Annotated in this window: 20 protein-coding genes; 11 read left to right on the forward strand and 9 right to left on the reverse strand. The window is 73.5% G+C overall.

Annotated features, from left to right (window positions below):
- Nucleotides 1-35: 35 nt before the first annotated feature.
- The 5 genes from ACZ53K_RS02420 to ACZ53K_RS02440 all read right to left on the reverse strand — a co-directional run bounded on the left by ACZ53K_RS02420 (nt 36) and on the right by ACZ53K_RS02440 (nt 6,372).
- On the reverse strand, nt 36-1,604 hold the full coding sequence (locus ACZ53K_RS02420) for a phytoene desaturase family protein (protein WP_468831001.1): 1,569 nt from the start codon (nt 1,602-1,604) through the stop codon (nt 36-38).
- 100 nt (nt 1,605-1,704) lie between these two features.
- Entirely contained in the window at nt 1,705-2,325 is a 621-nt protein-coding gene (locus ACZ53K_RS02425; RefSeq protein WP_468831004.1) for a DUF4126 domain-containing protein, read from the reverse strand.
- Nucleotides 2,326-2,733: 408 nt separating this feature from the next.
- On the reverse strand, nt 2,734-3,345 hold the full coding sequence (locus ACZ53K_RS02430; RefSeq protein ID WP_468831007.1) for a TetR/AcrR family transcriptional regulator: 612 nt from the start codon (nt 3,343-3,345) through the stop codon (nt 2,734-2,736).
- A gap of 35 nt (nt 3,346-3,380) precedes the next feature.
- Nucleotides 3,381-5,588: a YhgE/Pip family protein gene (locus ACZ53K_RS02435; protein ID WP_468831010.1), complete on the reverse strand. Its 2,208-nt coding sequence runs from the start codon at nt 5,586-5,588 to the stop codon at nt 3,381-3,383.
- A complete protein-coding gene (locus ACZ53K_RS02440) occupies nt 5,560-6,372 on the reverse strand; it encodes an ATP-binding cassette domain-containing protein (protein ID WP_468831013.1) in 813 nt (270 codons plus the stop codon). The genes ACZ53K_RS02435 and ACZ53K_RS02440 overlap by 29 nt, the downstream gene beginning before the upstream one ends.
- 226 nt (nt 6,373-6,598) lie before the next feature.
- Between ACZ53K_RS02440 and ACZ53K_RS02445 the strand changes: the two genes are divergently transcribed.
- The 3 genes from ACZ53K_RS02445 (at nt 6,599) to ACZ53K_RS02455 (ending at nt 8,653) form a co-directional block, all read left to right on the forward strand.
- Nucleotides 6,599-7,084 carry an SAV_6107 family HEPN domain-containing protein gene (locus ACZ53K_RS02445; RefSeq protein WP_468831016.1) on the forward strand — a complete coding sequence of 162 codons (486 nt, stop codon included), beginning with the start codon at nt 6,599-6,601 and terminating at the stop codon, nt 7,082-7,084.
- Between the two features lie 132 nt (nt 7,085-7,216).
- Nucleotides 7,217-7,972 carry a methyltransferase gene (locus tag ACZ53K_RS02450; protein WP_468831018.1) on the forward strand — a complete coding sequence of 252 codons (756 nt, stop codon included), beginning with the start codon at nt 7,217-7,219 and terminating at the stop codon, nt 7,970-7,972.
- 258 nt (nt 7,973-8,230) lie between these two features.
- The gene (locus ACZ53K_RS02455; protein WP_468831021.1) at nt 8,231-8,653 is read left to right on the forward strand and encodes a DUF3040 domain-containing protein; all 423 of its coding nucleotides are present in this window, start codon (nt 8,231-8,233) and stop codon (nt 8,651-8,653) included.
- 485 nt (nt 8,654-9,138) lie between these two features.
- On the opposite strand, the gene ACZ53K_RS02460 is transcribed toward ACZ53K_RS02455, so the two are convergent.
- From ACZ53K_RS02460 to ACZ53K_RS02475, 4 genes are all read right to left on the reverse strand, one after another.
- Nucleotides 9,139-11,679, reverse strand: a complete 2,541-nt coding sequence (locus tag ACZ53K_RS02460) for a transglutaminase TgpA family protein (protein WP_468831024.1) — start codon at nt 11,677-11,679, stop codon at nt 9,139-9,141.
- Nucleotides 11,676-13,139: a DUF58 domain-containing protein gene (locus ACZ53K_RS02465; RefSeq protein ID WP_468831027.1), complete on the reverse strand. Its 1,464-nt coding sequence runs from the start codon at nt 13,137-13,139 to the stop codon at nt 11,676-11,678. Before ACZ53K_RS02465 ends, ACZ53K_RS02460 begins: the two co-directional genes overlap by 4 nt.
- Nucleotides 13,139-14,197, reverse strand: coding sequence for an AAA family ATPase (locus ACZ53K_RS02470; RefSeq protein WP_468831030.1), 1,059 nt, complete (start codon nt 14,195-14,197; stop codon nt 13,139-13,141). The genes ACZ53K_RS02465 and ACZ53K_RS02470 overlap by 1 nt, the downstream gene beginning before the upstream one ends.
- 300 nt (nt 14,198-14,497) lie before the next feature.
- On the reverse strand, nt 14,498-15,055 hold the full coding sequence (locus ACZ53K_RS02475; protein ID WP_468831033.1) for a beta-class carbonic anhydrase: 558 nt from the start codon (nt 15,053-15,055) through the stop codon (nt 14,498-14,500).
- Nucleotides 15,056-15,547: 492 nt separating this feature from the next.
- Between ACZ53K_RS02475 and rsmH the strand changes: the two genes are divergently transcribed.
- The 8 genes from rsmH (at nt 15,548) to murD (ending at nt 25,407) form a co-directional block, all read left to right on the forward strand.
- Complete coding sequence (rsmH, locus tag ACZ53K_RS02480; RefSeq protein ID WP_468831035.1) at nt 15,548-16,507, forward strand: 16S rRNA (cytosine(1402)-N(4))-methyltransferase RsmH; 960 nt, start codon at nt 15,548-15,550, stop codon at nt 16,505-16,507.
- A complete protein-coding gene (ftsL, locus tag ACZ53K_RS02485) occupies nt 16,504-17,112 on the forward strand; it encodes a cell division protein FtsL (protein ID WP_468831037.1) in 609 nt (202 codons plus the stop codon). The genes rsmH and ftsL overlap by 4 nt, the downstream gene beginning before the upstream one ends.
- A 4-nt stretch (nt 17,113-17,116) precedes the next feature.
- Nucleotides 17,117-17,269 carry a hypothetical protein gene (locus ACZ53K_RS02490; protein WP_468831039.1) on the forward strand — a complete coding sequence of 51 codons (153 nt, stop codon included), beginning with the start codon at nt 17,117-17,119 and terminating at the stop codon, nt 17,267-17,269.
- The gene (locus ACZ53K_RS02495; protein WP_468831041.1) at nt 17,266-19,701 is read left to right on the forward strand and encodes a peptidoglycan D,D-transpeptidase FtsI family protein; all 2,436 of its coding nucleotides are present in this window, start codon (nt 17,266-17,268) and stop codon (nt 19,699-19,701) included. The genes ACZ53K_RS02490 and ACZ53K_RS02495 overlap by 4 nt, the downstream gene beginning before the upstream one ends.
- A gap of 18 nt (nt 19,702-19,719) precedes the next feature.
- The gene (locus ACZ53K_RS02500; protein WP_468831043.1) at nt 19,720-21,432 is read left to right on the forward strand and encodes a UDP-N-acetylmuramoyl-L-alanyl-D-glutamate--2,6-diaminopimelate ligase; all 1,713 of its coding nucleotides are present in this window, start codon (nt 19,720-19,722) and stop codon (nt 21,430-21,432) included.
- Nucleotides 21,433-21,494: 62 nt separating this feature from the next.
- On the forward strand, nt 21,495-22,928 hold the full coding sequence (locus ACZ53K_RS02505) for a UDP-N-acetylmuramoyl-tripeptide--D-alanyl-D-alanine ligase (RefSeq protein ID WP_468831046.1): 1,434 nt from the start codon (nt 21,495-21,497) through the stop codon (nt 22,926-22,928).
- Nucleotides 22,925-23,989 (forward strand): phospho-N-acetylmuramoyl-pentapeptide-transferase, encoded by a 1,065-nt coding sequence (gene mraY, locus ACZ53K_RS02510; protein ID WP_468831049.1) that lies wholly within the window; start codon nt 22,925-22,927, stop codon nt 23,987-23,989. Before ACZ53K_RS02505 ends, mraY begins: the two co-directional genes overlap by 4 nt.
- The gene (gene murD / locus ACZ53K_RS02515; protein WP_468831052.1) at nt 23,986-25,407 is read left to right on the forward strand and encodes a UDP-N-acetylmuramoyl-L-alanine--D-glutamate ligase; all 1,422 of its coding nucleotides are present in this window, start codon (nt 23,986-23,988) and stop codon (nt 25,405-25,407) included. The genes mraY and murD overlap by 4 nt, the downstream gene beginning before the upstream one ends.
- Nucleotides 25,408-25,445: the final 38 nt, after the last annotated feature.

Here is a 25,445-nt window from a genome sequence, read left to right on the forward strand (position 1 = left end):
ACCGGCGCCCCCTCAGACGCCGGGGCGCCGGCGGCTCACTCGGAGCCGCGCCAGCCGTCCCCGTTCACGATCAGGCCCGCGACGAGGGCGCCCGACATCCCGGCGTGCGCCAGCCCGCCGCCCGGGTGCGCCCAGCCGCCGACGGCGTACAGCCCGGGTATGCGGGTGCGGTTGGCGGGGCGCAGGAAGCGGCCCCCGGCACCGGCCAGCGCCGGGCCCGGCACCGACTCGCCCTCGGCGGGCGGCAGTACGGCCCGCCACAGCACCCGCTCCCGCAGCCCCGGTATCGCCGCCTCGGCGGCCGCCACCAGCCGGTCGGCGGCCGCCGCCTGCACGGCCGTCTCCTCGGCGGGGCCGAAGCCTTCGCCGGGGCCGGACTCCCCGCCGGGTGTCCCGGCGGGCGGCAGGGCAAGCTCTCCGTACGGCGCGACCGCGGCGCTCAGCGTCACGGCCTCATGGCCGTCGTCGGGCCGGGACGACGGATCGTCCGGCCGCAGCACCGTCACCGTCGGACGGTCGCACAGCGCGTCCGGCCCCTCCCCGAAGACCGCCGCCAACTCCGCTGCCCGGTCGGCCGCGTGGACCACCGTGCGGTGTGCCGCGTCCGCCGGGCGGGCACCGCGCAGCGCGAGAGCGACCGTGAACCGCCCCGGCGTCCGGCGGCGCGCGTCGGCGTCGGGCCGTACGTCGTCCGCGCCCCACGGCTCCGCGCCCTTCAGCAGGGCCGCCAGCCGCTCCGGAGCCACGCCCGCGACGACCGTGTCCGCCTCGACGCACCCGCCGTCGCGCAGCTCCACGCCCGCCGCCCGGCCGTCCGCCTGGACGATGCGCGTCACCTCGGCGCCGAAGCTGAACTCCACCTTCCGCGCCAGGCAGCGCTCGTACAGCGCGTCGGCCAGCGCCCGGATACCGCCACGCGGATACCAACTTCCGAAAGTCTGCTCCATGTACGGCAGGACCGCGGCGCTCGCGGGGGCGGTGCGCGGATCGAAGCCGTACGCCAGGGCGTGGCTCTCCAGGAGGGCGGTCAGCCGGGGGTCCTTCAGCTCGTTGGCGGCGACCTCGGCGAGGGAGGCGTCCGCCACCGGCCTGCGCCGCCCGAACAGGCCGCGCTTCGGCAGCGCCGGATACGGATCGCGCCCGAGCACCTGCCAGTCGGGCCACAGCGGCTCCTCCAGCAGCGGCCGGCGCGAACGGTCCCAGGCGTCGCGGGCCCGGCCCAGGAACGCGCTCCAGCGCTCACCGGCACCCGCGCCCAGCGCGCCGTCCAGCGCCGCGAGGACACCGGCCCGCGACGCGTTCGGCAAGGAGACGGCCGTGCCGTCGGCGAAGACATGGCGGGCGGCCGGATCGACCTGCGACAGCTCGACGACGCTCTCCAGCGGCTCGCGGCCGGTCTTGACGAACAGGTCGCGGTAGACCGCGGGCAGATGCAGCAGCCCGGGGCCCGTGTCGAAGCCGAACCCCGCCCGCTCGAAGCGGCGCACCGCGCCGCCGTACGTCGCCCCGCGTTCGTACACCGCCACCCGGTGGCCCGCGACGGCCAGCCGGGCGGCGGCCGCCATCGCGCCCATCCCGGCGCCGATCACCGCAATCCGTGCCATGCCTGCGACTTTATCCGGTACCACTGACAACGCCGCTCCCGCCCGGCGGCGTAGGGCCGGGACCGCCGCGCACCGCGGCGGCCGGGACGCCCGGCCGGGCTCAGCCCACCGGCGCCGAGCCCTCCCGCGCCGCCGCCGGGTGCCGTTCCTCCCGCCGCTGCCGCCTGCGCCGCAGGAAGCGCCGTACCCGCGACCACAGGAACACCACCAGCACGATCCCGCCGGCCAGCAGCACACCGGCGATGACGGCCGCGGCCACGGGATGGAACACCGCGAAGACGATGATGCCCGCGACCCCGAGGTCCTCCAGGGTGCTCAGCACGAAGTTGCTGGCCGGTTCCGGCGAGGTGTTCACCGCCATCCGCGTGCCCGCCTTGACCAGGTGGCTGACCAGCGCGCTGGTGCCGCCCACCGCGCCCGCCGCGAGCTGCGGCAGCGACCCGTCGTGGCCCGCCAGCAGCGCCGCCACGACCCCGCCGGACACCGGCCGGATCACCGTGTGCACGGCGTCCCAGACGGAGTCCACGTACGGGATCTTGTCGGCGACCGCCTCACACAGGAAGAGCACCCCCGCGACGATCAGGACATCGGTGCGCTGCAACGAGGCGGGCACCTCGTCGGCGGCCCCGGTGGCGCCGAGCACGCCGAGGAGCAGCACGACGGCGTAGGCGTTGATGCCACTGGCCCATCCGCTGGTGAAGACAAGGGGGAGTACGGACACGCAGGAGATCGTAACCAGCCGCTGCGCGCCGGTGCTCAGGTTTGAGTATCCGTACTCAGTCGCCGAGATGAGTAGGTACGCGGATGGGCCGCGACCTGCGCGGACGGAAGAGTGGGGACCACGGAAGGGACGCCGGGCCGGCACCGCCGGCACGGGGCGGCGGAACGGCACGGCAGCCCGGACGTGACGGGGGAGCACGGGGGAAGCAAGGGGACTCCACGGGGGAAAGCACGGGGGTACGGAGTCCCACGGGGGAAGCGCTGTCCTGGACGGATCGCCGGGGGAACGATCCGGTCCGGGGCAGCGCGCCTGGTACGGATCAGCGGCGGCGGCCGGCTCGTGAAGCCGGCCGCCGCCGCTGTTTGCGCTCCGGGGCGCACGCACGGGCGCCCGTGCGGGGACGGGCTTCTACGGGTGCCCGCTCACCCGGCCCTGCAGGAGACGCGACAGGGACGCGTGCACGTCGTCGATCGACCGGTGCGGCTGGTACGACTGCCAGTCCAGCGCCGCCACCAGCACCATCCCGAACAGCGCGGACGCCGTCAGCGGGATGTCGATGTCCTCGCTCAGCTCGCCGTTCGCCACCGCCTCCCGGAGCACGCCCTCCACGACCGTGATGGCCCGTTCCCGCACCACCATCAGCGTCGACTGCCAGGCCCGGTTCGTGCGCCACAGTTCGGCAACGTACAGCTGGGTCAGCGCCGGGTAGCGGGCGATGAAGTCCAGCCCGGCCCGGATCATCGCGTCCAGCGCGTCCACCCGGGTACCGCCCCGGCCCGCCGTCGCGTCGGCGGCCTCCTGGAGGGAGGTGGCCAGCAGCTCGATGCCGTGCCGCAGCAGCTCCTCGAAGAGGTCGTTCTTGCTCGCGAAGTTGTAGTACACGGTGCCCTTCGCGACACCCGCGCGCTCGGCGATCTCGTCCACCGTCGTCGAGGAGAAGCCCTGTTCGGCGATGAGGGTGACGGCGGCCTCGAAAAGCTTGCGCCGGGTCGTCTGGCGGCGCGTGCTGGAGCTGTCCATGGGGGAGATTGTGCCGCCCCCGGCGGCCCGCGCGCTCACAGGCTCAGCTCCGGGTGGAGGTCCTTCATCCGGAGGACCTGCTTCCCGCGCGCCGCCCAGGCGGTCAGCGCGAGCGCGGCCGCGGTGAAGGCGAGCAGGACGACACCGCCCTGCCACACGGGCGCGAGGTCGCCGCCGGTGATGAGCCGCCGCAGCCCCTCGACGATGTACGTCATCGGCAGGAACGGATGGATGGCGTTGAAAAATCCGGGACTGGTCTGCACCGGGTACGTACCGCCCGCCGACGTCAGCTGGAGCATCAGCAGCGCCAGCACCAGGATGCGCCCGGCCGGTCCGAAGCGGGCGTTCAGCCACTGCACGATCGCCGCGAAGCACGCCGTGGCCAGCAGCAGGAACCCGACCGTGCCGGCCGGCCGTTCCATCTGGAGGCCGAGCCCGTAGTGCAGTACGGACATCAGCGCGGCCGTCTGGAGCACCCCGAGGGCGAACACCGGCAGCCAGCCGGCGACCGCGATCCGCCAGGCGCCCGCGCCCATGGCGAGCGCGCGCCGGTTGAGCGGCGGGATCAGCATGTACGCGACCATCGCGCCGACCCAGAGGGAGAGCGGGATGAAGTACGGGGCGAAGCCGGTGCCGTAGTTGGGCGCGCGGTGCGCCGCGTGGGAGGCGAGCTGCACCGGGTCGGACATCACCCGGGTACGGGCGTCCCGGTCCTCCTTGCCGTAATCGGGGATCTGCCGCACGCCGTCGTGCAGCCCGCCCGCCAGCTTCTGCGAGCCGTCGGACAGCTTGAACATGCCGCCGTGGAGGGTCTGCGCGCCGTCCTGCAGCTTGCCGACGCCCCGGTCGAGGTCGCCCGCACCGGACGCGGCGCGGCCTGCGCCGTCGTGCAGCTTCCGGGCGCCGTCGGCCGCCTGGTCCGCGCCGTCCGCCAGCTTCCCGGTACCGGCGGCCAGCTTGCCGGCGCCCGCGGAGACCTGGTGGGCGCCCGCGTTGAGCTGGTTGATCTTCTTGACCGCGGCGTCCATGTCGGCGCCGAGGGTCGGGCCGCGCCGCGCCAGTTCGCCCGCCAGCCGGTGCAGCGAGTCGAGATCGCGGCCGAGCTGGTCGAGGTTCTTCTGGTCGTGGACGTAGCCGCTGATCTCCTCGGCCTTGGCCGCGGCGGCGGCCGCCTGCTCCTTGAGCTGCTTCAGCTCGGCGCAGGAGGCGTCGGGCCGGGCGCCGTCGCCGCACCGCTGCCGGTAGAACGCCGCGAGGTGATCCGACATGCCCCGGGAGAGCCGGGCGCCCGCGTCGGCCGCGCGCGGCAGCTTGCCGAGGTTGTCGCGTACGGCCTGGGAGCCGTCGGCGACCACCTGGGCGATCCGGCCGATCTCCTTGCCGTGTGCCCGCACGAAGGGCCCCACCTCGCCGACCACGCCATTGACCGTGTCGGCGAGCTGCTGGGTGCCCTGGGCGACCTGGCCGGAACCGGAAGCCAGCCGGTCCGCTCCTCGGGACGCGGTGGACGCGCCCTTGGAGAGGTCGGCGGTGCCCGTGGCGAGCTTGCCGGCGCCCGCGTCGAGGTCCTTCAGACCGGCGGCCAGGGTGCCGCTGCCGTCCTTCGCCGTACCGAGCCCGTCCTTGAGCTTGCCGGTGCCGTCCTGGGCCTGTCCGATGCCGTCCTTGAGCCTGCCCGCGCCGTCCGCGGCCTGCTGCGTCTTGTCGTGCAGCGTCGAGAAGGAGACGAAGATGTTGTCGTAGAAGCCGCGCGAGGACTTCGCCGAGGCCGCCGAGCGCACCTCGGAGAAGACCGTGCGGGAGATCTGCCCCACGATGTAGTTGTTGGCGTCGTTCGTGCGGACCTGGAGGGCGCCGGTCTCCGGGTGGTCGCCGGAGCTGGACGCGATCCGCTTGCTGAAGTCCTCGGGCACGGTCAGCGACAGGAAGTACGTGCCGTCCTCGACACCCTGGCCGGCCTCCTGGGCGCTCACCTCGTGCCAGTCGAAGGTGTGGCTGTCGCGCAGGCCGTCGACGAGGCTGTCGCCCGCCGCGACCTTCCTGCCCTTGGCCTCGGCGCCCGCGTCCTCGTTGACGAGCGCGACGGGGATCTTGTCCAGGCGCCCGTACGGGTCCCAGAAGGAGAACAGGTACAGCGCGCCGTACAGGAGCGGCAGCAGGAGCAGGGCGATCAGCGCCGCCATCGGCAGCTTGCCCCTCCCGAACCGCTTCAGCTCAAGCGCGGCCAGCCTCGGCGAGCGCATCCGCCGCCCCCTTCCCGTCGTCGCGGGCGTCGGTGCCGCCGGTGCCTGCCGGGCCCTTGTCGCGCGAGGCGGTCCGGACCACGACCGCGCCGTCCGGTGCCTGGCCGCACACCGCGAGCACGGTCGTCCCGGACTCCGCCACGGTGCGCAGCGTCGTCCAGACGTCCGCGCGTTCGGCGTCGGAGAGCTTCATGTCGGTGTCGTCGACGGCGAGCAGCCGGGGCCGGCCGATCAGCGCCAGGGCGATCGACAGGCGCAGCGCCTCCGCCCGCTCCAGGTCGCGTACGGACGTCCGGTCGCCCTTGGGCAGGGTGTCCAGGTCCAGGCCGGCCGCCTCCAGGGCGGCGTCGATCCGGGCGCGGGCCGCCGCGGTACGCTCCCGGCGCGGGCGGAGCGGCGCGCTGAGGGCGCCTTCCAGCGGCAGCCGGGGGCGAGGCGCGAACCGGCGCTGGAGCAGGGTGTGTTCGCGCAGATGCTCGGCGACGGTCAGCGCGGGTTCGAGATCGGTGACACCGGGTACGTGCGCAAGTGCGGTGACCGCTCGTACCGCCGCCTTCTTCTTCGGCAGCGGCAGGCCCGCGACCTCGGCCGTACCGGCGGTGGTCGCCATCCGGCCGGTGAGCGCGAGCAGCAGGCAGGTACGTCCGGAGCCGGACGGGCCCTCGACGGCGATCAGCGAACCCTGCTGCGCCGCGAGGCCGACGTCCCGGAAGGCCCAGCCGCGAGGGCCCCGGAGGCCGTAGCCCGTGGCGGTGACGGCCGCCCCGTGCGAGGTGCTGTGCACGATCCCCTCCTTTGAACTGACCAGTCAGTTCAAAAAAGTATGCGCAGCCCTGTCACGCCTCCGCAAGGGGGTGCACGGGGTCCGCCCGCTTTCCGGCGAAAGAAAGGATCTTCCCGAATTACCCCGCCCTCTCGGGGAAAGGGCAGGTCAGAGCCGATTGTCAGTGGTGTGCCTCACGATGGCCCCATACGGTCCCGAACCGTCATGCGACGACAGGAGGTTCGTCATGGCAGCCAGTTCGGCCGCGGGCAGCTCCGCGGCGTACGGCCCTCCGGGCGATGTCCACCCCGTCCTGCGCCGGACGGCCGCGCCGCCCGCCGCCCTCGACCTGCTCGCCCAGGCGCAGCGCGGCATCGACGAAGCCCGCGGCCTGGAAACCCCCAACGAACGCTATGCCACCGCCCACCTCGCCGCGCTGCGCACGGCGGCCGCCGTCCTCGCCGTGCGCGGCCGCCCGGAGACCAGCCTCCGCCGCAGGCAGCGCATCCGCAGCGCCTGGGAGGTGCTCCCCGAAGTCGCTCCCGAACTCGCCGAATGGAGCGCGCTGTTCGCCTCCGGCGCCCAGCGCCGCGCCCGCGCCGAGGCGGGCATAACCGGCGCGGCCGGCCCGCGCGACGCCGACGACCTGATCCGCGACGTGGCCATGTTCCTGCGCCTGGTGGAACGGATGCTGGCCCTCCAGCCGGTGCTGCCGTCCCAGCGGGCGGGGTGAGGGGAGGCGCGCGCGTCCCCGCCGCCCGCCTCCTCGCCTGCCGTGGCGCGCCCGCACTGCGGCAGGGGTACGACGTGGAACGCAATAGGGTGGACCTCATCAGTTCATGCCCCCGTCGAGGAGCCACCCGCCGTGTCTGACCCGCTGCGCCCGCGCGCATCCCTTCGTACCGCCGTGGTCTGGGAGGTTCTCAAAGACGCCCTGGAGCGCCGGGCCGAAGCCGCCGGGCAGGACGCCCTCGACGTCCTGGACACCGGCGGCGGCACGGGCAACTTCGCCGTGCCGGTCGCGCTCCTGGGCCACCGCGTCACGGTGGTGGACCCCAGCCCCAACGCCCTGTTCGCCCTGGAACGGCGGGCCGCCGAGGCCGGCGTCGCCGATCGGGTGCGCGCGGTGCAGGGGGACGCCCACGGCCTGTTCGACGTCGTCGAGCCCGGCGGCTACGACGCCGTGCTCTGCCACGGCGTACTGGAGTACGTCGACGACCCGGCCGAGGGCGTACGCAACGCGGTCGGCGCGCTGCGCCCGGCCGGCACCCTGAGCCTGCTCGCGGCCGGACTCGGCGGCGCCGTCCTCGCCCGCGCCCTGGCGGGCCACTTCACCGAGGCCAAGAACGCCCTGACGGACCCGGCGGGCCGCTGGGGCGACGGGGACCCGGTGCCCCGGCGGTTCACCGCCGAGCAGCTCACCGGACTGGTCGCGGACACCGGCCTGAAGGTCGGCGCCGTGCACGGCGTACGCGTCTTCGCCGACCTGGTGCCCGGCGTGCTCGTGGACACCGAGCCCGGCGCCATGGACGCCCTGCTCAAACTGGAGGCAGCCGCCGCCGAGCAGCCCGCCTTCCACTCGGTCGCCACCCAGCTGCACGTGCTCGCCGAGCGCAGCTGACGTTCCCGGCCCGCACGTCCGGTGCGTGCAGTCGGCCACAGGCCACCCGATCAGCCCCTTCGCCCCGTATGATCGGAGTACAGCGTCCGGCATGACGGATCGGCGGGTGGGGAATGCAGGCTGCAAGCACCACCGACCGCCGTGGCGGCCCGGACAGTGAATTGGCGTAGAGGGGCGGGTTTCACGGGGGCGATTCCCTGCCTATCCTGAAAGGGTCGCACCCGGTCGCCCCCCGCGACCGACGAGTAGGAGGACTCCGTGCCGCTCTCGGAGCACGAGCAGCGAATGCTCGAGCAAATGGAGCGAGCGCTGTACGCCGAAGATCCCAAGTTCGCGACAGCGCTTGAGGGAAGCGGGCTGCGTACGTACACCCGGCGACGGGTCTACCAAGCGGTCGCGGGCTTCCTGGTGGGTATCGCGCTCCTCATGGCCGGAATGGTCGCACAGCAGATCTGGGTCAGCGTGGTGGGCTTCCTCGTCATGCTGGGCTGCGCGGTGCTCGCGGTCACCGGATGGCGCAAGGCTCCCAAGCCGGGCGAGCAGCAGGCCACCGCGGGTGGCCGTGCGAGCCCCGGGGGTTCCGGCGGCGCGTCCGCCCGCCGCCAGGCCAGGCAGCGCCGCTCGATGATGGACCGTATCGAGAGCCGCTGGCAGCGCCGCCGCGACGAACAGGGCCACTGACCGGCCCGCGGATCTCCTCCTCTTCCGCGCCCCCAACCCCACCGATGCGATGCGGCCGTCCGGACCCGGACGGCCGCTTTTCGCGCCCGCGCCGGGACCCGGACGTCCGGCCGTCTTCGGTCGCACGTCCTGGCCGTCCGTCTTCGCTCTTTGCATCCGCGAGAGCAAAACCGGACATCTTTGACGCCCCCTGATCTCGTCGGTCCGAGCCCTCGCCTACGGTCTGCCGCCGTCGGTGCCATGGCTCCACGGACGCACGGCTGGCGGACCTGCCACTTCCGGACCCGCAGGCCCCTGGGCGCACCCGGGTTCGGCCCCGGCGCTGCCGGACCCCACCCCAGCCATGTCACGGCTGGGCCGCCAGGGACCGCAACCCGCACCGGCCCTACATCCGCACCGGCCCCACGCCCGTACCCGCCCCACACCCGCACCGGTCCGACATCCGCCCGGGCCCTACCTCCGCGGCCTCACCTCCACCCGGAGCCCTACATCCGCCCCCGGGACACCCGCAGCGCGCCGGCCGCGCGGCGAAGCGCGGTGGCCGGGGGGCTTGTCGAGCAGCGGGCCAGGAAGGCGGACCAGCGGGCCGAGAGGGCCCAGAGGGCGCGGGCGGCAGAGCGGGGTGCCAGGAACGCGCGCAGCCGCAGGCGCCGGGACGCGGAGTCCCGCAGGCCGGTACGGACTCGCTGCACCTCGTCGGCCAGGCCGGACGCGGGGTGCGGTTCCGGTGCGTAGAGGACCTGTTCCACCGAGGCCGCGACCCGGTGGGCCGCGTCCGCCGCCGTGCCGCGCAGCTCACCTATGCGTACGATGCGCTCCGCCGCCTTGCGCGGGGTCAGCGAGTCGTCCGGCAGGATGCCGTAGTCCCAGCCGGAGTCGACCAGTTCCCGCCAGGCCGCGAGCGTGCGCGCGGTGCCGTACTGCCCGGGACGCGTACTGCCCTGAGACGTTTGGGGGCCGTCGGCGTCCCAGGCCGCGGAGCCGGCCGCTTCCGGGTGGGCCGTGAGCGTGTGCGCCGGGCCGTCCCGTCCCGGCCGGGCGCCGCGCAGGCGTCGGGAGCGGGCCCGCAACCGCCACAGGAGCGGCAGCACCGGCACTATAAGCAGCATCAGCACGCCGACGATGAGAGCCGTGACGGCCCAGGGCGAGGGCCCGTTGTCGGCCGGGGTGCTCGACGACTGCGCGGGCGGCGTCCAGCAGGGGCCGACGCGCCGCTCGGCGGGGGCGCAGCTCTGCGAGGGCGACGGCCCGACAGGAGCCGCCGCCGAACGTGACGGCTGCGGCGCCGGGGCGTTCGTCCCGCCGGTGGACGGGGTGTCGGCGAGGGTGTAGTCGGGCGGAGTGCCACGGCTCGGCGTCGGCTCGAAGCGCGTCCAGCCGGTCCCCTGGAAGTACAGCTCGGGCCAGGCGTGGGCGTCCTTCAGACCCACCGAGGTCGAGCCGTCGCTCTGCCGGGTGCCGGGTGTGAAGCCGACCGCGACCCGGGCCGGTATGCCCAGCGTGCGTGCCATCGCCGCCATGGAGAAGGCGAAGTGCACGCAGAAACCCTCCTTCTGCTCCAGGAACCGGGCGATGGCTTCCGTGCCGCTGCCGGCCCGCACCTCCGTGTTGTAGGTGAAGCCGCCGTTGAGCGAGAACCAGTCCTGGAGGCGGACCGCCTTGTCGTACGCAGACGCGGCGCCCCGCGTCACCTGCTTCGCGGTCTCGCGCACCACCGGGGGCAGCGAGTCGGGCACCTTCGTGTACTCGCGCACCAGCTCGGCGGGCGGCGCGGGCGCTGCTTCGAGCTGCCGTGCGGTGGGCCGCACCAGCAGGCTCTCGACCTGGTACTGCACGCCACGGGTGTTCTGCCCGCGGTCGCCGACCAGGGTGCGGCCCTCCGGCTCGAAGCGCCACCGTCCGCCGATGTCCACGCGGGAGACGGGGTAGGGCAGGGGCAGCCAGTTCTGGGCGTACCAAGGGGCGGTGGAGATGGAGGTGTTGACGGTGCTGACGTCCACCTCCGGGCTCAGCCCGGCGGGGTCGGGCAGCCGGTCGGGCACGTCCTTGACGGAGCGCTCGGACGGCTTCCACGCCGTACCGTCGAACTGGTCGAGCGCGACGATCCGCAGATACAGGTCACGGGTGTCGGAGGCGGTGGTGCGGTAGTTGAGGACTTGCCGGTCCTCCGGCTGGTTCAGGCTGTTCTGCAGGGACACCAGCGGGTTCACCGCGGAGATCGTGCCGCCGCCGCCCGGTCCGCGGCCGGCCACGGCCGGGCCCAGCAACCCGCCGCCGAGGGAAGGCAGTACCGCGGGCACCACCAGGGCGACGCCCAGCGCCAGCGCGCCGATCCGGCGGCCCGTACGGACCGGGGCGTGCGCCGGGCCGCCCACGGAGGAGGCATAGCTCTGCCCCTTGCCGACCGTCGGCCGCCCGGGGCCCGCGCTCCGGCCGCCGAACACGCGGCCCCACTGCGAGAGCCGGTCCCGGCCCTCGGCCAGGAGCAGCAGCAGATAGCCGGCTCCCGCGACCAGGAACCACAGCCAGCCGGCGCCGCCTTGGGAGAGGCCCGCCGCCACCGAATACAGCGCGAGGAGCGGTAGTCCGGCGGGCGCCGCGCTGCGGTACGTCACGGCCAGCGTGTCCACTACGAGGCCGACCAGCAGCACCCCGCCGACCAGCAGCAGACGGATGCCCGCCGTCACCGGGGCCGGTATGGCGTAGCGGCTGACGTCGGCGACGCCCTCCTGCGTCAGCTCGCCGAGCTCCCGGAAGGCGTCGGGCCCCGGCAGCACTGCGGCGATCGCCTGGTCGTGCGCGAAGAGCACGGTGAGCAGCAGCAGCGCCACCACGGCCTGCGCCACGACGGTCAGTGGCCGCGCCAGCGGCACCCGGCGGGCCAGCGCGCCCGTGCCGGACACGATCACCAGCAGGATCGCCGCCTGTATCATCCAGCCGACCGGCTCCACCAGCGGCAGCAGCGCGCTGGACGCACAGAGCGTCGCCACCGCCGCGCACACCGTCAGCCGTCCCCGCCCGCTCATGACTTCGCTCCGCTTCCGGGGGCCGCGACCGGCCCAGCAGCCCCCGGTTCCGCGACCGGCCCGGCTGGCCCCGAGCCTGCGGCACTACCGCTCGCCGCGGCCGGCCCACCGCTGCCCGAAGGTCCTTGTCGTACCCCGGCCACCCGATCCGCCTGCCGCCACAGCGCCGCCAGTGAAGCGCCCGGCGCCACTGGCAGTGCCTGCCAGCCCGCCTCACGGAGCAACCGCAGGCGCTCGTCGAGCGGCAGTCCCGCCTCGCCGCCGGTGGCCCGCGGACCGTCGGGGCTTCGCGACCAGGCTGCGCTGTCCAGTACGAACGCGACCGCCGCCCCGCTGCGCCGGCGCATCCGCCCGGCCACCGCCGTCTGTTCCTCGTCCAGATCGCCGAAGAAGGCGATCAGCAGCCCTTCGTTGCCGCCGCGCAGGACGTCGTATGCGCGGGCCAGGCCTGGTTCGCCGGAGTGCTCGACCACGGCCAGGGTGTCCAGCAGCAGCCCGGCGGTGTCGGCGGACTCGGTGCCGCCTGCCCAGCCGCCGGCCCCGTCGGGGCCCGGTACGGATGCGCCCGTGTCGGTCAGGAACCGCACCGAGAAGCCGCGTTCCAGCAGATGGACCGCCGTCGACGCGGCACCCGACACCGCCCATTCGAACGCCGAGTCCGGCCCGGAGCCCTGGTGGGCCGTGCGCCGGGTGTCCAGCAGGACCGTGCAGTGGGCCTTCTGCGGCTGCTCCTCCCGGCGGACCATCAGCTCGCCGTAGCGCGCGGTGGAGCGCCAGTGGACGCGGCGCAGGTCGTCGCCGTGGCGGTAGCCGCGCGGGATGACGTCGTCCTCGCCGGCCAGCGCGAGCGCGCGCTGCCGTCCGTCGCCGTACCCGGAAGCCTCGCCCGCGAGCCGCACCGGCGGCAGCGGCTCGACCCGCGGCACCACCGTCAGGGTGTCGTGGTCACTGAAGGAACGGGTCAGCTCGCACATGCCGAACGGGTCGGACAGCCGCAGCTGCAACGGCCCCAGCGGATACCGTCCGCGCAGGTCGGAACGGACCCGGTAGGACACCTCGCGGCGGCCGCCCGCCTCGACCCGGTCCAGCACGAACCGCGGCCGCGGCCCGAGCACGTACGGCACCCGGTCCTGGAGCATCAGCACCCCGGTGGGCAGCCGCGAGACGTTGTCCACACGCAGCAGCACCCGCGACTCGGCGGCGGCCGGGACCCGGGCGGGGGAGAGGGTCCGGCTGCCCGCGACGCGGTAGCGGGTGCGGTGCAGCACGACCGCGCACACCAGGGGCAGCGCGGCCAGCAGCAGCCCGACCCGGAGCAGGTCCGTCTGCCCGAGGGCGTACGCGCACACGGCGGCCGCCACGCCCGCCGCCAGGAAGGACCGGCCGCGTGTCGTCAGCCCCGCGAAGGCGGCCCGCAGCCCGTCGCGCTCCGGCGCCTCCTCTGTCCCCCCGGCGGTCATCAGTACCCCCGGACGCCGGGCGGCTGCTGCGGATGCGACCGGGGCCACTGCTGCGCCGAGGGGTCGGGCACCGGCGTACGGCGCAGGATCTCGGCGACGACCTGCTCGGCCGTATGGCGGTTCAACTGGGCCTGAGCGGTCGGCAGCAGCCGGTGGGCCAGCACCGCCACCGCGAGCGCCTGCACATCGTCCGGCAGGGCGTACTCGCGGCCGGCCAGCGCCGCCGCGGCCTTCGCCGCGCGCAGCAGGTGCAGCGTCGCCCGCGGCGAGGCACCCAGCCGCAGATCGGGGTGGTTGCGGGTGGCGGCCACCAGGTCCACCGCGTATCTGCGGACCGGTTCGGCGACATGGACCGTACGCACCGCGTCGATCAGCTTCAGTATCTCGTCGGCGTGCGCGACCGGCTGGAGTTCGTCCAGGGGGGAGGCGGCGCCGTGCACGTCCAGCATCTGCAGCTCGGCGTCCGGGCTCGGGTACCCGATCGAGACCCGCGCCATGAAACGGTCCCGCTGCGCCTCCGGCAGGGGGTACGTGCCCTCCATCTCGACCGGGTTCTGGGTGGCGACGACCATGAAGGGCGCGGGCAGCTGGTAGGTCTGCCCGTCCATCGTGACCTGGCGCTCCTCCATCGACTCCAGCAGCGCGGACTGGGTCTTGGGCGAGGCGCGGTTGATCTCGTCGCCGATCACGATCTGGGCGAAGACCGCGCCGGGCTTGAACTCGAAGTCCCGGCGCTGCTGGTCGAAGACGCTCACGCCGGTGATGTCCGACGGCAGCAGGTCGGGGGTGAACTGGATGCGCCGCACCGAGCAGTCGATGGAGCGGGCCAGCGCCTTGGCGAGCATCGTCTTGCCCACGCCCGGCACGTCCTCGATGAGCAGGTGGCCCTCCGCGAGCAGCACGGTCAGCGAGAGCCGTACGACCTCCGGCTTGCCCTCGATCACGCTCTCCACCGACCTGCGGACCCGCTCCGCCGTGGCGGTCAGATCTCCCCTTGCACCCGGCTCCGCCCGTGCGAGGGGACCCCCAAGGCTCGCTTGCTCGTCATAGGTCGTCACCCGGCCCTCCTCGGCCCTTGCCCCGCGCTCCGAGGAGCACGGGTACCCCATTGCAGGCGCACGTCCTCCGAACGGACCGGCCCTCCCCGCCAAGCGCCGCCCCGGCCGCACGGCCGTGACGACGTCACCCACGCATTCTCGCCGCCCACGCCGCTTCGCGTCATGGCCTGTGGATAACTCGCGCGCGCCGCACCGTCCGGCGGCCGTACCGCCCGCGAAACCACGCGGCCGGGCGGACGGACCGCCCGGCCACGTGTCCGCGGCACTGGGGCCGCGGACCGGGTGCGTACGCATCGGTGCCTAGCGCGGGTCGATCTCCCGCAGCAGGCCCGTCGTCACATCGAAGACGAAGCCGCGCACATCGTCGGTGTGCAGCAGGAAGGGCGAGGTGCGTACCCGCTGCATGGACTGCCGGACATCCTCGTCGAGGTCCTTGAAGGCCTCGACCGCCCAGGTGGGGCGCTGTCCGACCTCGGCCGCCAGGTCGTGGCGGAAGTCCTCGGTCAGGCTGAGCAGTCCGCAGCCCGTGTGGTGGATGAGGACGACCGAGCGGGTGCCCAGCGCCCGCTGGCTGATCGTCAGGGAGCGGATGATGTCGTCGGTGACCACGCCGCCCGCGTTGCGGATGGTGTGGCAGTCGCCGAGCTCCAGGCCCAGCGCGTCGTGGAGGTCGAGGCGCGCGTCCATGCACGCCACGACGGCGACCTTGAGGACGGGCCGGGCGTCCATGCCCGGGTCGGTGAAGGCCGCGGCGTATTTCCTGTTGGCCTCTACGAGGCGGTCGGTGACCGTGCCGCCCGTGGGGGCCACGGCGCTGTCGGCGGACGGGGGCAGCGGCTGCGAGGCAGGTATCGACATAGCAACACGGTAAGGGGCACCGGCCGGTAAGGCTGCACGTCGGGACGGGCATAGGGGGCACCACGGCGCCTTGTGAGGTTTTCCACACGCCCCTCCGGCTGCCGCCGATCGGGTGAAAGCGGTCTTTTCGCCCTGTTGGCGTGTCTCGGCCCGGCCCGTCCCACGGCTCTCCCGAGCCACTCGGAAACCTTCCGAAAACGCCCGGACGGCCGGTGCGGGACGCGCGGAACCGGTTGATTGACCCCGCGCGGCAGTGGACTAAAGTGACGCGAAGTGGGAGGCGTGACGCTCTCCTTGGATCCCGAATCTTTCGCGTGCGATCTGCACGTACGGCTCGGCCTCCTCCCGCTCCAACCGGTCCGCCGACGGCACTTCCCCGTCGTCGGAGGGCCACTTCCCCTTCAGAGCGGGCGGGGACCAAGCGGTACGTGCGGCATTCCCCCAGCCAGCGGCCGGGGGGACCCACCTGCCGACCACCCCATCGGAAGGCGCATGAGCAGCAACGATCGCCACGTACCCGTCATGCTCCAGCGGTGTCTGGACATGCTCGCCCCCGCGCTCGCCGAGCCTGGCGCGGTCGTCGTCGACTGCACGCTCGGCCTCGGAGGGCACAGCGAGGCGCTGCTCGCCACGTTCCCGGCAGCACGTCTGATCGCCCTCGACCGCGACCCGTCGGCACTGAAGCTGGCGGGGGAGCGCCTGGCGCCCTACGGGGACCGCGCCACCCTCGTGCACGCCGTCTACGACGAGCTGCCGCAGGTCCTGGACCGCCTCGGCGTCCCGCGCGTCCAGGGCGTCCTGTTCGACCTCGGCGTCTCCTCGATGCAGCTCGACGAGGCCGAGCGCGGTTTCGCGTACGCGCAGGACGCGCCGCTCGACATGCGTATGGACCAGACGACCGGCATGAGCGCCGCGGAGGTCCTCAACACCTACCCGCCCGGCGAACTGGTCCGCATCCTGCGCGCGTACGGCGAGGAGAAGCAGGCCAAGCGGATCGTCGAGGCGGTCGTACGGGAGCGCGCCAAGGAGCCCTTCACCCGCAGCGCGCGTCTGGTGGAACTGATCCGCGACGCCCTGCCGCAGGCCGCCAAGCGCACCGGCGGCAACCCCGCCAAGCGCACGTTCCAGGCGCTGCGCATCGAGGTCAACGCCGAACTGGCCGCCGTGGAGAACGCCGTGCCGGCCGCCGTACGGGCCCTCGCGGTGGGCGGCCGGATCGCCGTCCTGGCGTACCAGTCCCTGGAGGACCGGATCGTCAAGCAGGTCTTCGCGGCCGGCGCGGCCAACACCGCGCCGCCCGGCCTGCCCGTCGTCCCCGAGCAGTACCAGCCGCGGCTGAAGCTGCTCACCCGTGGCGCCGAGCTGCCGACCGAGGAGGAGATCGCCGAGAACCGGCGGGCGGCCCCTGCCCGGCTGCGCGGCGCCGAGCGCATCCGCGAGGACATCGCGTGACCCGGCCGGGGCGGACGCGACCGGGGCCGGGACGGCTCTCGGGCCTGTTCGCCTCCGGTACGGGGGGTACGGCGGCGCGTACGCCGTTCGTGCTCCTGGTGGTGGTGCTGCTCGGCTCCGGCCTGATCACGCTGCTGCTGCTGAATTCGGCGCTCAACCAGGGCTCCTTCGAGCTGAGCAAGCTGGAGAAGCGGACCAACGAGCTGACGGACGAGCAGCAGGCGCTCCAGCAGGAGGTGGACGCCTACTCGGCGCCGGGCGCGCTCGACGAGCGCGCCCGTGAGCTGGGCATGGTCCCGGGCGGCAGCCCGGCGTTTCTGGAGCCGGACGGCACCGTACGCGGCAAGCCCGGCGCGGCCCCGGGCGGCGCCGGGCCGATGAGCGCGCGCACCCCGGCACGGATCGCCGTGCCGGACCCCTGGCCGGCGCCGGACCACGCCGCCGGACCGGCCTCCGGTCCGCGGCCGTCCGCCGCGCCCGCCACCCCGGACGCGGGCCTGCCCGACGAGCCGCTGCCCGACCACCCGATGCCCGCGCTCTCCGCACCCGGCCGTCCCGTGCCCGGCGCGGCGGCCGGCTCCGCTCCGACGATCTCCGGCAGGTGAGCCCGTGACGTACGAGAACGCCGACACCCTGCCCGGGACCGCGCCCGGGACCGCGCCCGGGGCCGCCTCCAGGACCGCCGCCCCGGCCCGCCCCGCACCTCGGCGCGATGCCGAAGCCGCCGTACGTACGACCGCACCGGAGGAGGGCGCCGCATGACCGACCCCAAGGGCCCGCGCTCCGGCAGCGGCTCCGGTTCCGGTTCCGGTTCCGGTTCCGGTTCCGGTTCGCGAGGCTCCGGACCGAGAGGTTCCGGGTCCGCCGCCTCCGGTCCCAAAGCACCCAGCCCCAAGGCCCCCAGCCCCAAAGCCTCCGGCCCGAAGGCCGCCGCCAAGACGTCCGGCCCCAAGGCCCCAGGCCCCAAAACCCCCGGTTCGAAGGCACCCGGCCCCCAGGCGTCCGGCTCCAAAGCCACCGGCCCCAAGCCCGCCGGATCGAAGTCCACCGCCTCCCAGGGCCCCCGCAAGCCCGGCAGCGGCAACGGCAGCGGCTCCGGCTCCGCAGCAGGCTCGGCCTCCAGCTCCACCTCTCGCCCCGGCTCCAAGGCCACCGGCTCCCCGGCCGCCCGCGGCCGCGTCCCCCGCCCCACCCCGGCCGGCGGCCGTGCCGACCGGCCCCGCGGCGCCCCGAGCCGGAGCGGCGACGGCGGCCGCCCCCAGCGCGCTACGGCCCAAGGCCGCTCCGCCTCCCAGAGCCGCCCCGCCGCCGCGCGCCCCACGACCACCAAGCGCGCCCCCCGCCCCCGTACCGCCGCACGAACCCTGCGCCTCGGCAGCCCGCGCCCCCGGCTGCGCCTGGTCTCCCTCGGGCTGGCGCTGATCCTGCTGGTCTTCGTCGTCCGGCTGTTCCAGGTGCAGGCCGTGGACGCCGGTGCGTACGCGGCGAAGGCCAACGTCAACCGGTACGTCCCGGTCAAGCTGGCCGCCGAGCGCGGCGCGATCACCGACCGGGACGGCGTGGACCTGGCGACCACGGTCGACGCGTACGACATCACCGCCGACCCCAGCCTGCTCGCGCCCGACAAGATCAAGATCGACGACGCCCCGCAGCGGGCCGCCGCCCTGCTCGCGCCGATCCTCCACGAGGACCGGGCCGCGCTGGCCAAGAAGCTCGCCACGCCCGGCTCGCGCTACGTACGGCTGTCCCGGCAGCAGACCCCGCAGGTCTGGAAGCAGATCAAGGACCTGCGCAAGGACCTGGACGCCAAGGCGGCCAAGGCGCCCAAGAGCAGCCCGCGCCCCAACGTCCTGGTCGGCGTCTTCGCGGACAAGCACAGCAAGCGCGTCTACCCGAACAAGGACCTCGCCTCCGGGGTCCTCGGCTTCGTCAACAGCGAGGGCCGGGGCGGCGGCGGTCTGGAGGCCCGGCTGGACCGGCAGCTGGCGGGCAAGGACGGCAAGCTGGTCTACGCCCAGTCCGGCGGGCGGCGGGTGCCCACCGCGGGCACCCAGGAGCACCCGGCCGTACCGGGCACCGACGTCGAGCTGACCCTGGACCGCGACATCCAGTGGATGGCCCAGCAGGCCATCACCAAGCAGGTCGCCGAATCCCAGGCCGACCGGGGCTACGTCGTCGTGCAGGACACGAAGACCGGCGAGATCCTGGCCATGGCCAACGCTCCCGGCTTCGACCCCAACGACATCGCGAAGGCCGACCCGGAGGCGCTGGGCAACGCCGCCCTTACCGACGCCTTCGAACCCGGTTCCACCAGCAAGCTCATGTCGATGGCCGCGGTCCTGGAGGAGGGCGCGGCGACGCCCGCGACCCGCGTCACCGTCCCGAACCGGCTGCACCGCGGCGACCGCAACTTCTCGGACGACATCGACCACCCCACCTGGCACCTGACCCTCAACGGCGTGCTGGCCAAGTCCAGCAACATCGGCACCATCCTGGCCACCGAGCAGCTCGGCAAGACCCGTCCGGAAGCCAACCAGGTGCTCTACTCCTACCTGCGCAAGTTCGGCCTCGGACAGCCCACCGGGCTCGGCTTCCCCGGCGAGACCCCGGGACTGCTGGCCAAGCCGCAGAAGTGGAGCACATCGCAGCAGTACACGATCCCCTTCGGTCAGGGTCTGTCACTCAACGCCGTCCAGGCCGCCTCGGTCTACTCGGCCATCGCCAACGGCGGCGAGCGCATCGCCCCCACCCTCGTACGCGGCAGTACGGGACCGGACGGCCAGTACCGGCCGGCCCCGAAGCCGCCGAGGAACCGGGTGGTGAGCGAGAAGACCGCCAAGACGCTGGCCACCATGCTCGAATCGGTGGTCGACGACAAGGAGGGCACCGGAGCCAAGGCGAAGATCGACGGATACCGGGTCGGCGGCAAGACCGGCACGTCCAACCGGGTGGACCCCAAAACCGGCCGGTACCACGGTTACACCGCCTCCTTCGCCGGGTTCGCGCCCGCCGACCAGCCCCGTATCACCGTCTACTGCGCCGTCCAGAACCCGACCAAGGGGAGCTACTTCGGCGGCCAGGTGTGCGGCCCGATCTACCAGCAGGTCATGGAGTTCGCGCTCAAGACGCTCCAGGTCCCGCCGAGCGGCGCCCAGCCCCCGCGCCTGCCCGTCACCTTCAAGCCAGGCGAATGAAAACGAGGCAGCACCGCCGTGACGACCATCACCCCCGACCCCGGGAACCGCTCCAGCGCGCGGCCCTCACTTCGCCCCGAGGCCACCGCGCCCGGTACGCTCACCGCCGTGTCACACGCTGATCAGTCCCACCACGCCCAGAAGGACGCTCCCGGAAAGTTTCCGGGAGCGCCCCGCCCAGAGCGGGTCCGCGCCACCCCCCTCGCGGACCTCGCCGAGCAGTTGGGCACCACGGCGCCGGCCGCGGCAGACCCTGCCGGCACCGCCGTCACCGGCATCACCCACGACTCCCGGGCCGTGCGCCCCGGTGACGTCTACGCCGCGCTGCCCGGCGCCCGCTTCCACGGCGCCGACTTCGCCAACCAGGCCGCCGACCTCGGCGCCGCCGCGGTCCTGACCGACCCGGCGGGCCGCGAGCGCGCCGCCGCGACGGGCCTTCCCGTCCTGGTCGTGGACGAGCCGCGGGCCCGGATGGGAGCGCTCGCCGTCTCGATCTACGGAGACCCGGGCAAGGACCTCCTGCAGATCGGCATCACCGGCACCTCCGGCAAGACCACCACCGCGTACCTGATCGACGGTGGCCTGCGGGCGGCGGCCGAGAAGTCGGGCGGCGGCCTGACCGGCCTGATCGGCACGGTCGAGTCCCGGATCGGCGACGAGCGCCTGAAGTCCGAGCGCACCACGCCCGAGGCCACCGACCTCCAGGCGCTGTTCGCCGTCATGCGCGAGCGCGACGTGCGGTCGGTGACGATGGAGGTCTCCAGCCACGCGCTGGTCCTCGGCCGCGTCGACGGCTGCGTCTTCGACGTCGCGATCTTCAACAACCTCAGCCCGGAGCACATGGAGTTCCACTCCGGGATGGAGGACTACTTCCAGGCCAAGGCGCAGCTGTTCACCAAGGCGCGCAGCAAGGCCGGCGTGGTCAACATCGACGACGAGTACGGCAAGCGGCTGGCCGCCGGCGAGTCCGAGGTGCCGGTCACCACGTTCTCCGCCGAGGGCCACCCGGACGCCGACTGGCGCGCCGCGGACGTCGAGGTCGGCACGCTCGGCTCCACCTTCACCGTGCTGGGTCCCGAGGGCGTGTCCGTACGGGCCGCCTCGCCCATCGCCGGGCCCTTCAACGTCGCCAACGCGCTGGCCGCCATCACCGCGCTGGTCGTGGCCGGCGTGGACCCGCAGACCGCCGCCGACGGCGTCGCCGCGGTGCCCGGCGTCCCCGGCCGCCTGGAGCGGATCGACGCGGGCCAGGACTACCTGGCGGTCGTCGATTACGCCCACAAGACCGACGCGGTCGAATCGGTCCTGCGCGCCCTGCGCAAGGTCACCGAGGGCCGTATCCACGCCGTGCTGGGCTGCGGCGGCGACCGTGACCCGCACAAGCGCAAGCCGATGGGCGCGGCGATCGCCCGCCTCGCCGACACCGCCGTACTGACCTCCGACAACCCCCGTGGTGAGGACCCCCTCGCGATCCTCGCCACCATGCTCGCGGGCGCCGCCGAGGTGCCCGTCCACGAGCGCGGCACCGTGCTGGTCGAGGAGGAGCGGGCCACCGCCATCGCGGCCGCCGTCGCCCGTGCCGAGCCCGGCGACACCGTGATCGTCGCGGGCAAGGGCCATGAGCAGGGCCAGGACATCGCCGGAGTGGTCCGCTCCTTCGACGACCGTCAGGTGCTGCGCCAGGCCATCGAGGCTTCGATGACTCCGCAGCAGCCGAACCACCAGGGATGACACACCGCCATGCGCGCAAAACCCTTCGAACGGCACCACCTGCCCACGGCCGGGGGTGAGAAGTGATCTCCCTGTCCCTCGCCGAGATCGCGAACATCGTCGGCGGGCAGCAGCACGACATACCGGACCCGGACGCCCGGGTCACCGGCCCCGTCGTGATCGACTCCCGTGACGTGCGTCCCGGCAGCCTCTTCGCGGCCTTCGCCGGCGAACGCGTGGACGGCCACGACTACGCGCGCCGCGCCGTCGAGGCGGGCGCGGCGGCGGTCCTCGCCGTCCGTCCCGTCGGCGTGCCCGCGATCGTCGTGGACGACGTGGTCGCCGCCCTCGGAGCGCTGGCCCGCACCGTCGTCGGCCGCCTGGGCACCAGCGTCGTCGGGCTGACCGGCTCGGCCGGCAAGACCAGCACCAAGGACCTGATCGGCCAGCTCCTGGAGCGCCGAGGTCCGACCGTGTGCCCGGTGGGCAACCTCAACAACGAGATCGGGCTGCCGGTGACCGCGCTGCGCGCGGACGACGGCACCAAGTTCCTCGTCCTGGAGATGGGCGCCCGCGGCGTCGGCCACATCCGCTACCTCGCGGAGCTGATCCCGCCGCGGATCGGCGTGGTCCTCAACGTCGGCTCGGCGCACATCGGCGAGTTCGGCGGTCGCGAGCGGATCGCCCAGGCCAAGGGCGAACTGGTCGAGGCGCTGCCCACCGCGGACGAGGGCGGCGTCGCCGTGCTCAACGCGGACGACCCGTACGTACGCGCCATGGCCTCCCGTACGAAGGCCCGCACGGTCTTCTTCGGCGAGTCCGCGGAAGCCGCCGTACGTGCCGAGAATGTCCGGCTCACGGCGCTCGGGCAGCCGGCCTTCACGCTTCACACACCCTCCGGGTGCAGCGACGTGACCATGCGGCTGTACGGTGAGCACCACGTGTCGAACGCGCTTGCCGCGGCCGCCGTCGCCCATGAGTTGGGCATGCCCGTGGACGAGATCGCCGTCGCGCTCTCCGAAGCCGGCACGCTCTCCCGCTGGCGGATGGAGGTCACCGAGCGCGCGGACGGTGTGACGGTCGTCAACGACGCCTACAACGCGAACCCGGAATCCACACGGGCGGCGCTCCGCGCGCTCGTGGCGATGGGCGAAGCCTCCAAGGGAACGGGAGGCCGTACGTGGGCGGTGCTCGGTGAGATGGCCGAGCTCGGCGGGGAGTCACTCGCCGAACACGACGCGGTCGGACGCCTGGTCGTCCGGCTCAACGTCAGCAAGCTCGTGGCGGTCGGCGGCAGGGAAGCGGCCTGGCTCGACATGGGCGCCAAGAACGAGGGTTCGTGGGGTGAGGAGTCGGTGCACGTGTCCGACGCGCAGGCGGCGGTCGACCTGTTGCGCAGCGAGCTGCGGCCGGGTGACGTCGTGCTGGTGAAGGCGTCCAGGTCGGTCGGCCTGGAGCGGGTCGCCGCGGCATTGCTGAGCGACGACGGTGTCGAGGGCGGGGCCGCCACCCGATGAAGCAGATCCTCTTCTCCGGAATGATCGGACTCTTCCTGACGCTGATCGGCACCCCGCTGCTGATCAAGCTGCTGGCCAGGAAGGGCTACGGGCAGTTCATCCGTGACGACGGCCCGCGCGACCACCACAGCAAGCGCGGTACGCCCACCATGGGTGGTATCGCCTTCATCCTGGCCACGCTCATCGCCTACGCGCTGACCAAGGTCATCACCAGCAGCAACCCGAGCTTCTCCGGTGTGCTGGTGCTGTTCCTGATGGCCGGCATGGGCCTGGTGGGCTTCCTCGATGACTACATCAAGATCGTCAAGCAGCGTTCGCTGGGCCTGCGGGCCAAGGCCAAGATGGCCGGCCAGCTGATCGTCGGCATCGCCTTCGCGGTGCTCTCGCTCCAGTTCGCCGACATGCGCGGCCAGACCCCGGCCTCCGACCGGTTGTCCTTCACCCAGGACTTCGGCTGGCAGATCGGCCCGGTGCTCTTCGTCATCTGGGCGCTGTTCATGATCCTGGCGATGTCCAACGGCGTGAACCTCACCGACGGCCTCGACGGCCTGGCCACCGGCGCCTCGGTGATGGTCTTCGGCGCGTACACCTTCATCGGCATCTGGCAGTACCAGGAGTCCTGCGCCAACGCGATCAGCGCCGGACCCGCCTGTTACGAGGTCCGCGACCCGCTCGACCTCGCGGTCGTCGCCTCCGCCCTGATGGGCGCCTGCTTCGGCTTCCTGTGGTGGAACACCTCGCCCGCCAAGATCTTCATGGGCGACACCGGCTCGCTGGCCCTCGGCGGCGCGCTGGCCGGCCTGGCCATCTGCTCCCGTACGGAGCTGCTGATGGCCGTCCTCGGCGGCCTCTTCGTCCTGATCACCATGTCGGTGGTCATCCAGGTCGGCTCCTTCCGGCTCACCGGCAAGCGGGTCTTCCGGATGGCGCCACTCCAGCACCACTTCGAACTCAAGGGGTGGTCCGAAGTCCTTGTCGTGGTCCGCTTCTGGATCATCCAGGGCATGTGCGTGATCGTCGGTCTGGGCCTCTTCTACGGCGGCTGGCAGGCCGCCAAGTGACCGGCCTCGACCTCGCCGGACAGCACGTGACCGTGGCCGGTCTCGGCGTGAGCGGCGTACCCGCCGCCCGCGCCCTGGCCGGCCTCGGCGCCGTCGTCACCGTCGTCAACGGCAGCGACGGTGAGTGCGAGCGCGCCCAGGCCGCCCCCCTGGAGGAGCTGGGAGTCACCGTCCGCCTCGGCGACGGCGACACCCTTCCCGAGGGCACCGACCTCGTCGTCACCACCCCCGGCTGGAAGCCCGCCAGCCCGCTCTTCCAGGCCGCCGAGGCGGCCGGCGTCCCCGTATGGGGCGACGTGGAGCTGGCCTGGCGGCTGCGCGGCCCGGACTCCCCGCCCTGGCTCGCGGTCACCGGCACCAACGGCAAGACCACGACCGTACGGATGCTGGCCGCCATCCTGGAGGCCGAGGGACTGCGCACCGCCGCCGTCGGCAACATCGGGGTGCCGCTCGTGGACGTGGTGCTGGAGCCGTCCGGTACTTATGACGTTCTCGCCGTCGAGCTGTCCAGCTACCAGCTGCACTGGGCGCCCTCCGTACGCGCCCACTCCGCCACGGTCCTCAACCTCGCGCCGGACCACCTCGACTGGCACGGCTCCATGGAGGCATACGCCGCCGACAAGGGCCGCATCTACGAGGGCAACACCGTGGCCTGCGTCTACAACGTCGCCGACCGGGCGACCGAGGACCTGGTGCGGGAGGCCGACGTCGAGGAGGGCTGCCGCGCCATCGGCTTCACCCTCGGCACCCCGGGCCCCTCCCAGCTGGGCGTCGTCGAGGGCATCCTCGTCGACCGCGCCTTCGTCGAGAACCGGCAGAAGCAGGCCCAGGAACTCGCCGAGGTCTCGGACGTGACGCCCGCGGCCCCGCACAACATCGCCAACGCGCTCGCCGCCGCGGCCCTGGCCCGCGCCTTCGGCGTGAGCCCCAAGTCCGTACGCGACGGCCTGCGCGCCTTCCACCCGGACGCGCACCGCATCGAGCACGTCGCGGACGTCGGCGGGGTCGCGTACGTGGACGACTCCAAGGCCACCAACACCCACGCCACCGAGGCGTCGTTGGCGGCGTACGAACACATCGTCTGGATCGCCGGCGGCCTGGCCAAGGGCGCCACCTTCGACGAACTCGTCCGGAACTCCGCCGGCCGGCTGCGCGGCGCGGTCCTCATCGGCGCCGACCGGGCGCTCATTCGGGAGGCCCTGGCGCGACACGCCCCGGATGTCCCGGTGGTCGACCTCGCCCGGACCGACACTGGGGCGATGTCCGAGGCCGTACGGGAAGCGGCGCGCCTGGCCCGCCCGGGCGATACGGTCCTGCTGGCCCCGGCCTGCGCCTCGATGGACATGTACCTGAACTACAACAAGCGGGGCGAGGCCTTCGCCGACGCGGTCCGCTCGCTGGCCGCTCAGGAACAGTAGTCCGTACGTCCCCGCCGCCGTCGAGGACGCACGGCGCA

The organism is Streptomyces sp. NPDC033221 (genome assembly GCF_055577005.1).

Excerpts from the sequence above, each read along its gene's own strand:
- ACZ53K_RS02475 (WP_468831033.1), bottom strand. The coding sequence starts at position 15,055 with ATGTCGATACCTGCCTCGCAGCCGCTGCCCCCGTCCGCCGACAGCGCC.
- ACZ53K_RS02435 (WP_468831010.1), bottom strand. The coding sequence starts at position 5,588 with ATGCGCTCGCCGAGGCTGGCCGCGCTTGAGCTGAAGCGGTTCGGGAGG.
- ACZ53K_RS02430 (WP_468831007.1), bottom strand. The coding sequence starts at position 3,345 with ATGGACAGCTCCAGCACGCGCCGCCAGACGACCCGGCGCAAGCTTTTC.
- ACZ53K_RS02420 (WP_468831001.1), bottom strand. The coding sequence starts at position 1,604 with ATGGCACGGATTGCGGTGATCGGCGCCGGGATGGGCGCGATGGCGGCC.
- ACZ53K_RS02445 (WP_468831016.1), top strand. The coding sequence starts at position 6,599 with ATGGCAGCCAGTTCGGCCGCGGGCAGCTCCGCGGCGTACGGCCCTCCG.
- ACZ53K_RS02495 (WP_468831041.1), top strand. The coding sequence starts at position 17,266 with ATGACCGACCCCAAGGGCCCGCGCTCCGGCAGCGGCTCCGGTTCCGGT.
- mraY (WP_468831049.1), top strand. The coding sequence starts at position 22,925 with ATGAAGCAGATCCTCTTCTCCGGAATGATCGGACTCTTCCTGACGCTG.
- ACZ53K_RS02460 (WP_468831024.1), bottom strand. The coding sequence starts at position 11,679 with ATGAGCGGGCGGGGACGGCTGACGGTGTGCGCGGCGGTGGCGACGCTC.
- rsmH (WP_468831035.1), top strand. The coding sequence starts at position 15,548 with ATGAGCAGCAACGATCGCCACGTACCCGTCATGCTCCAGCGGTGTCTG.
- ACZ53K_RS02465 (WP_468831027.1), bottom strand. The coding sequence starts at position 13,139 with ATGACCGCCGGGGGGACAGAGGAGGCGCCGGAGCGCGACGGGCTGCGG.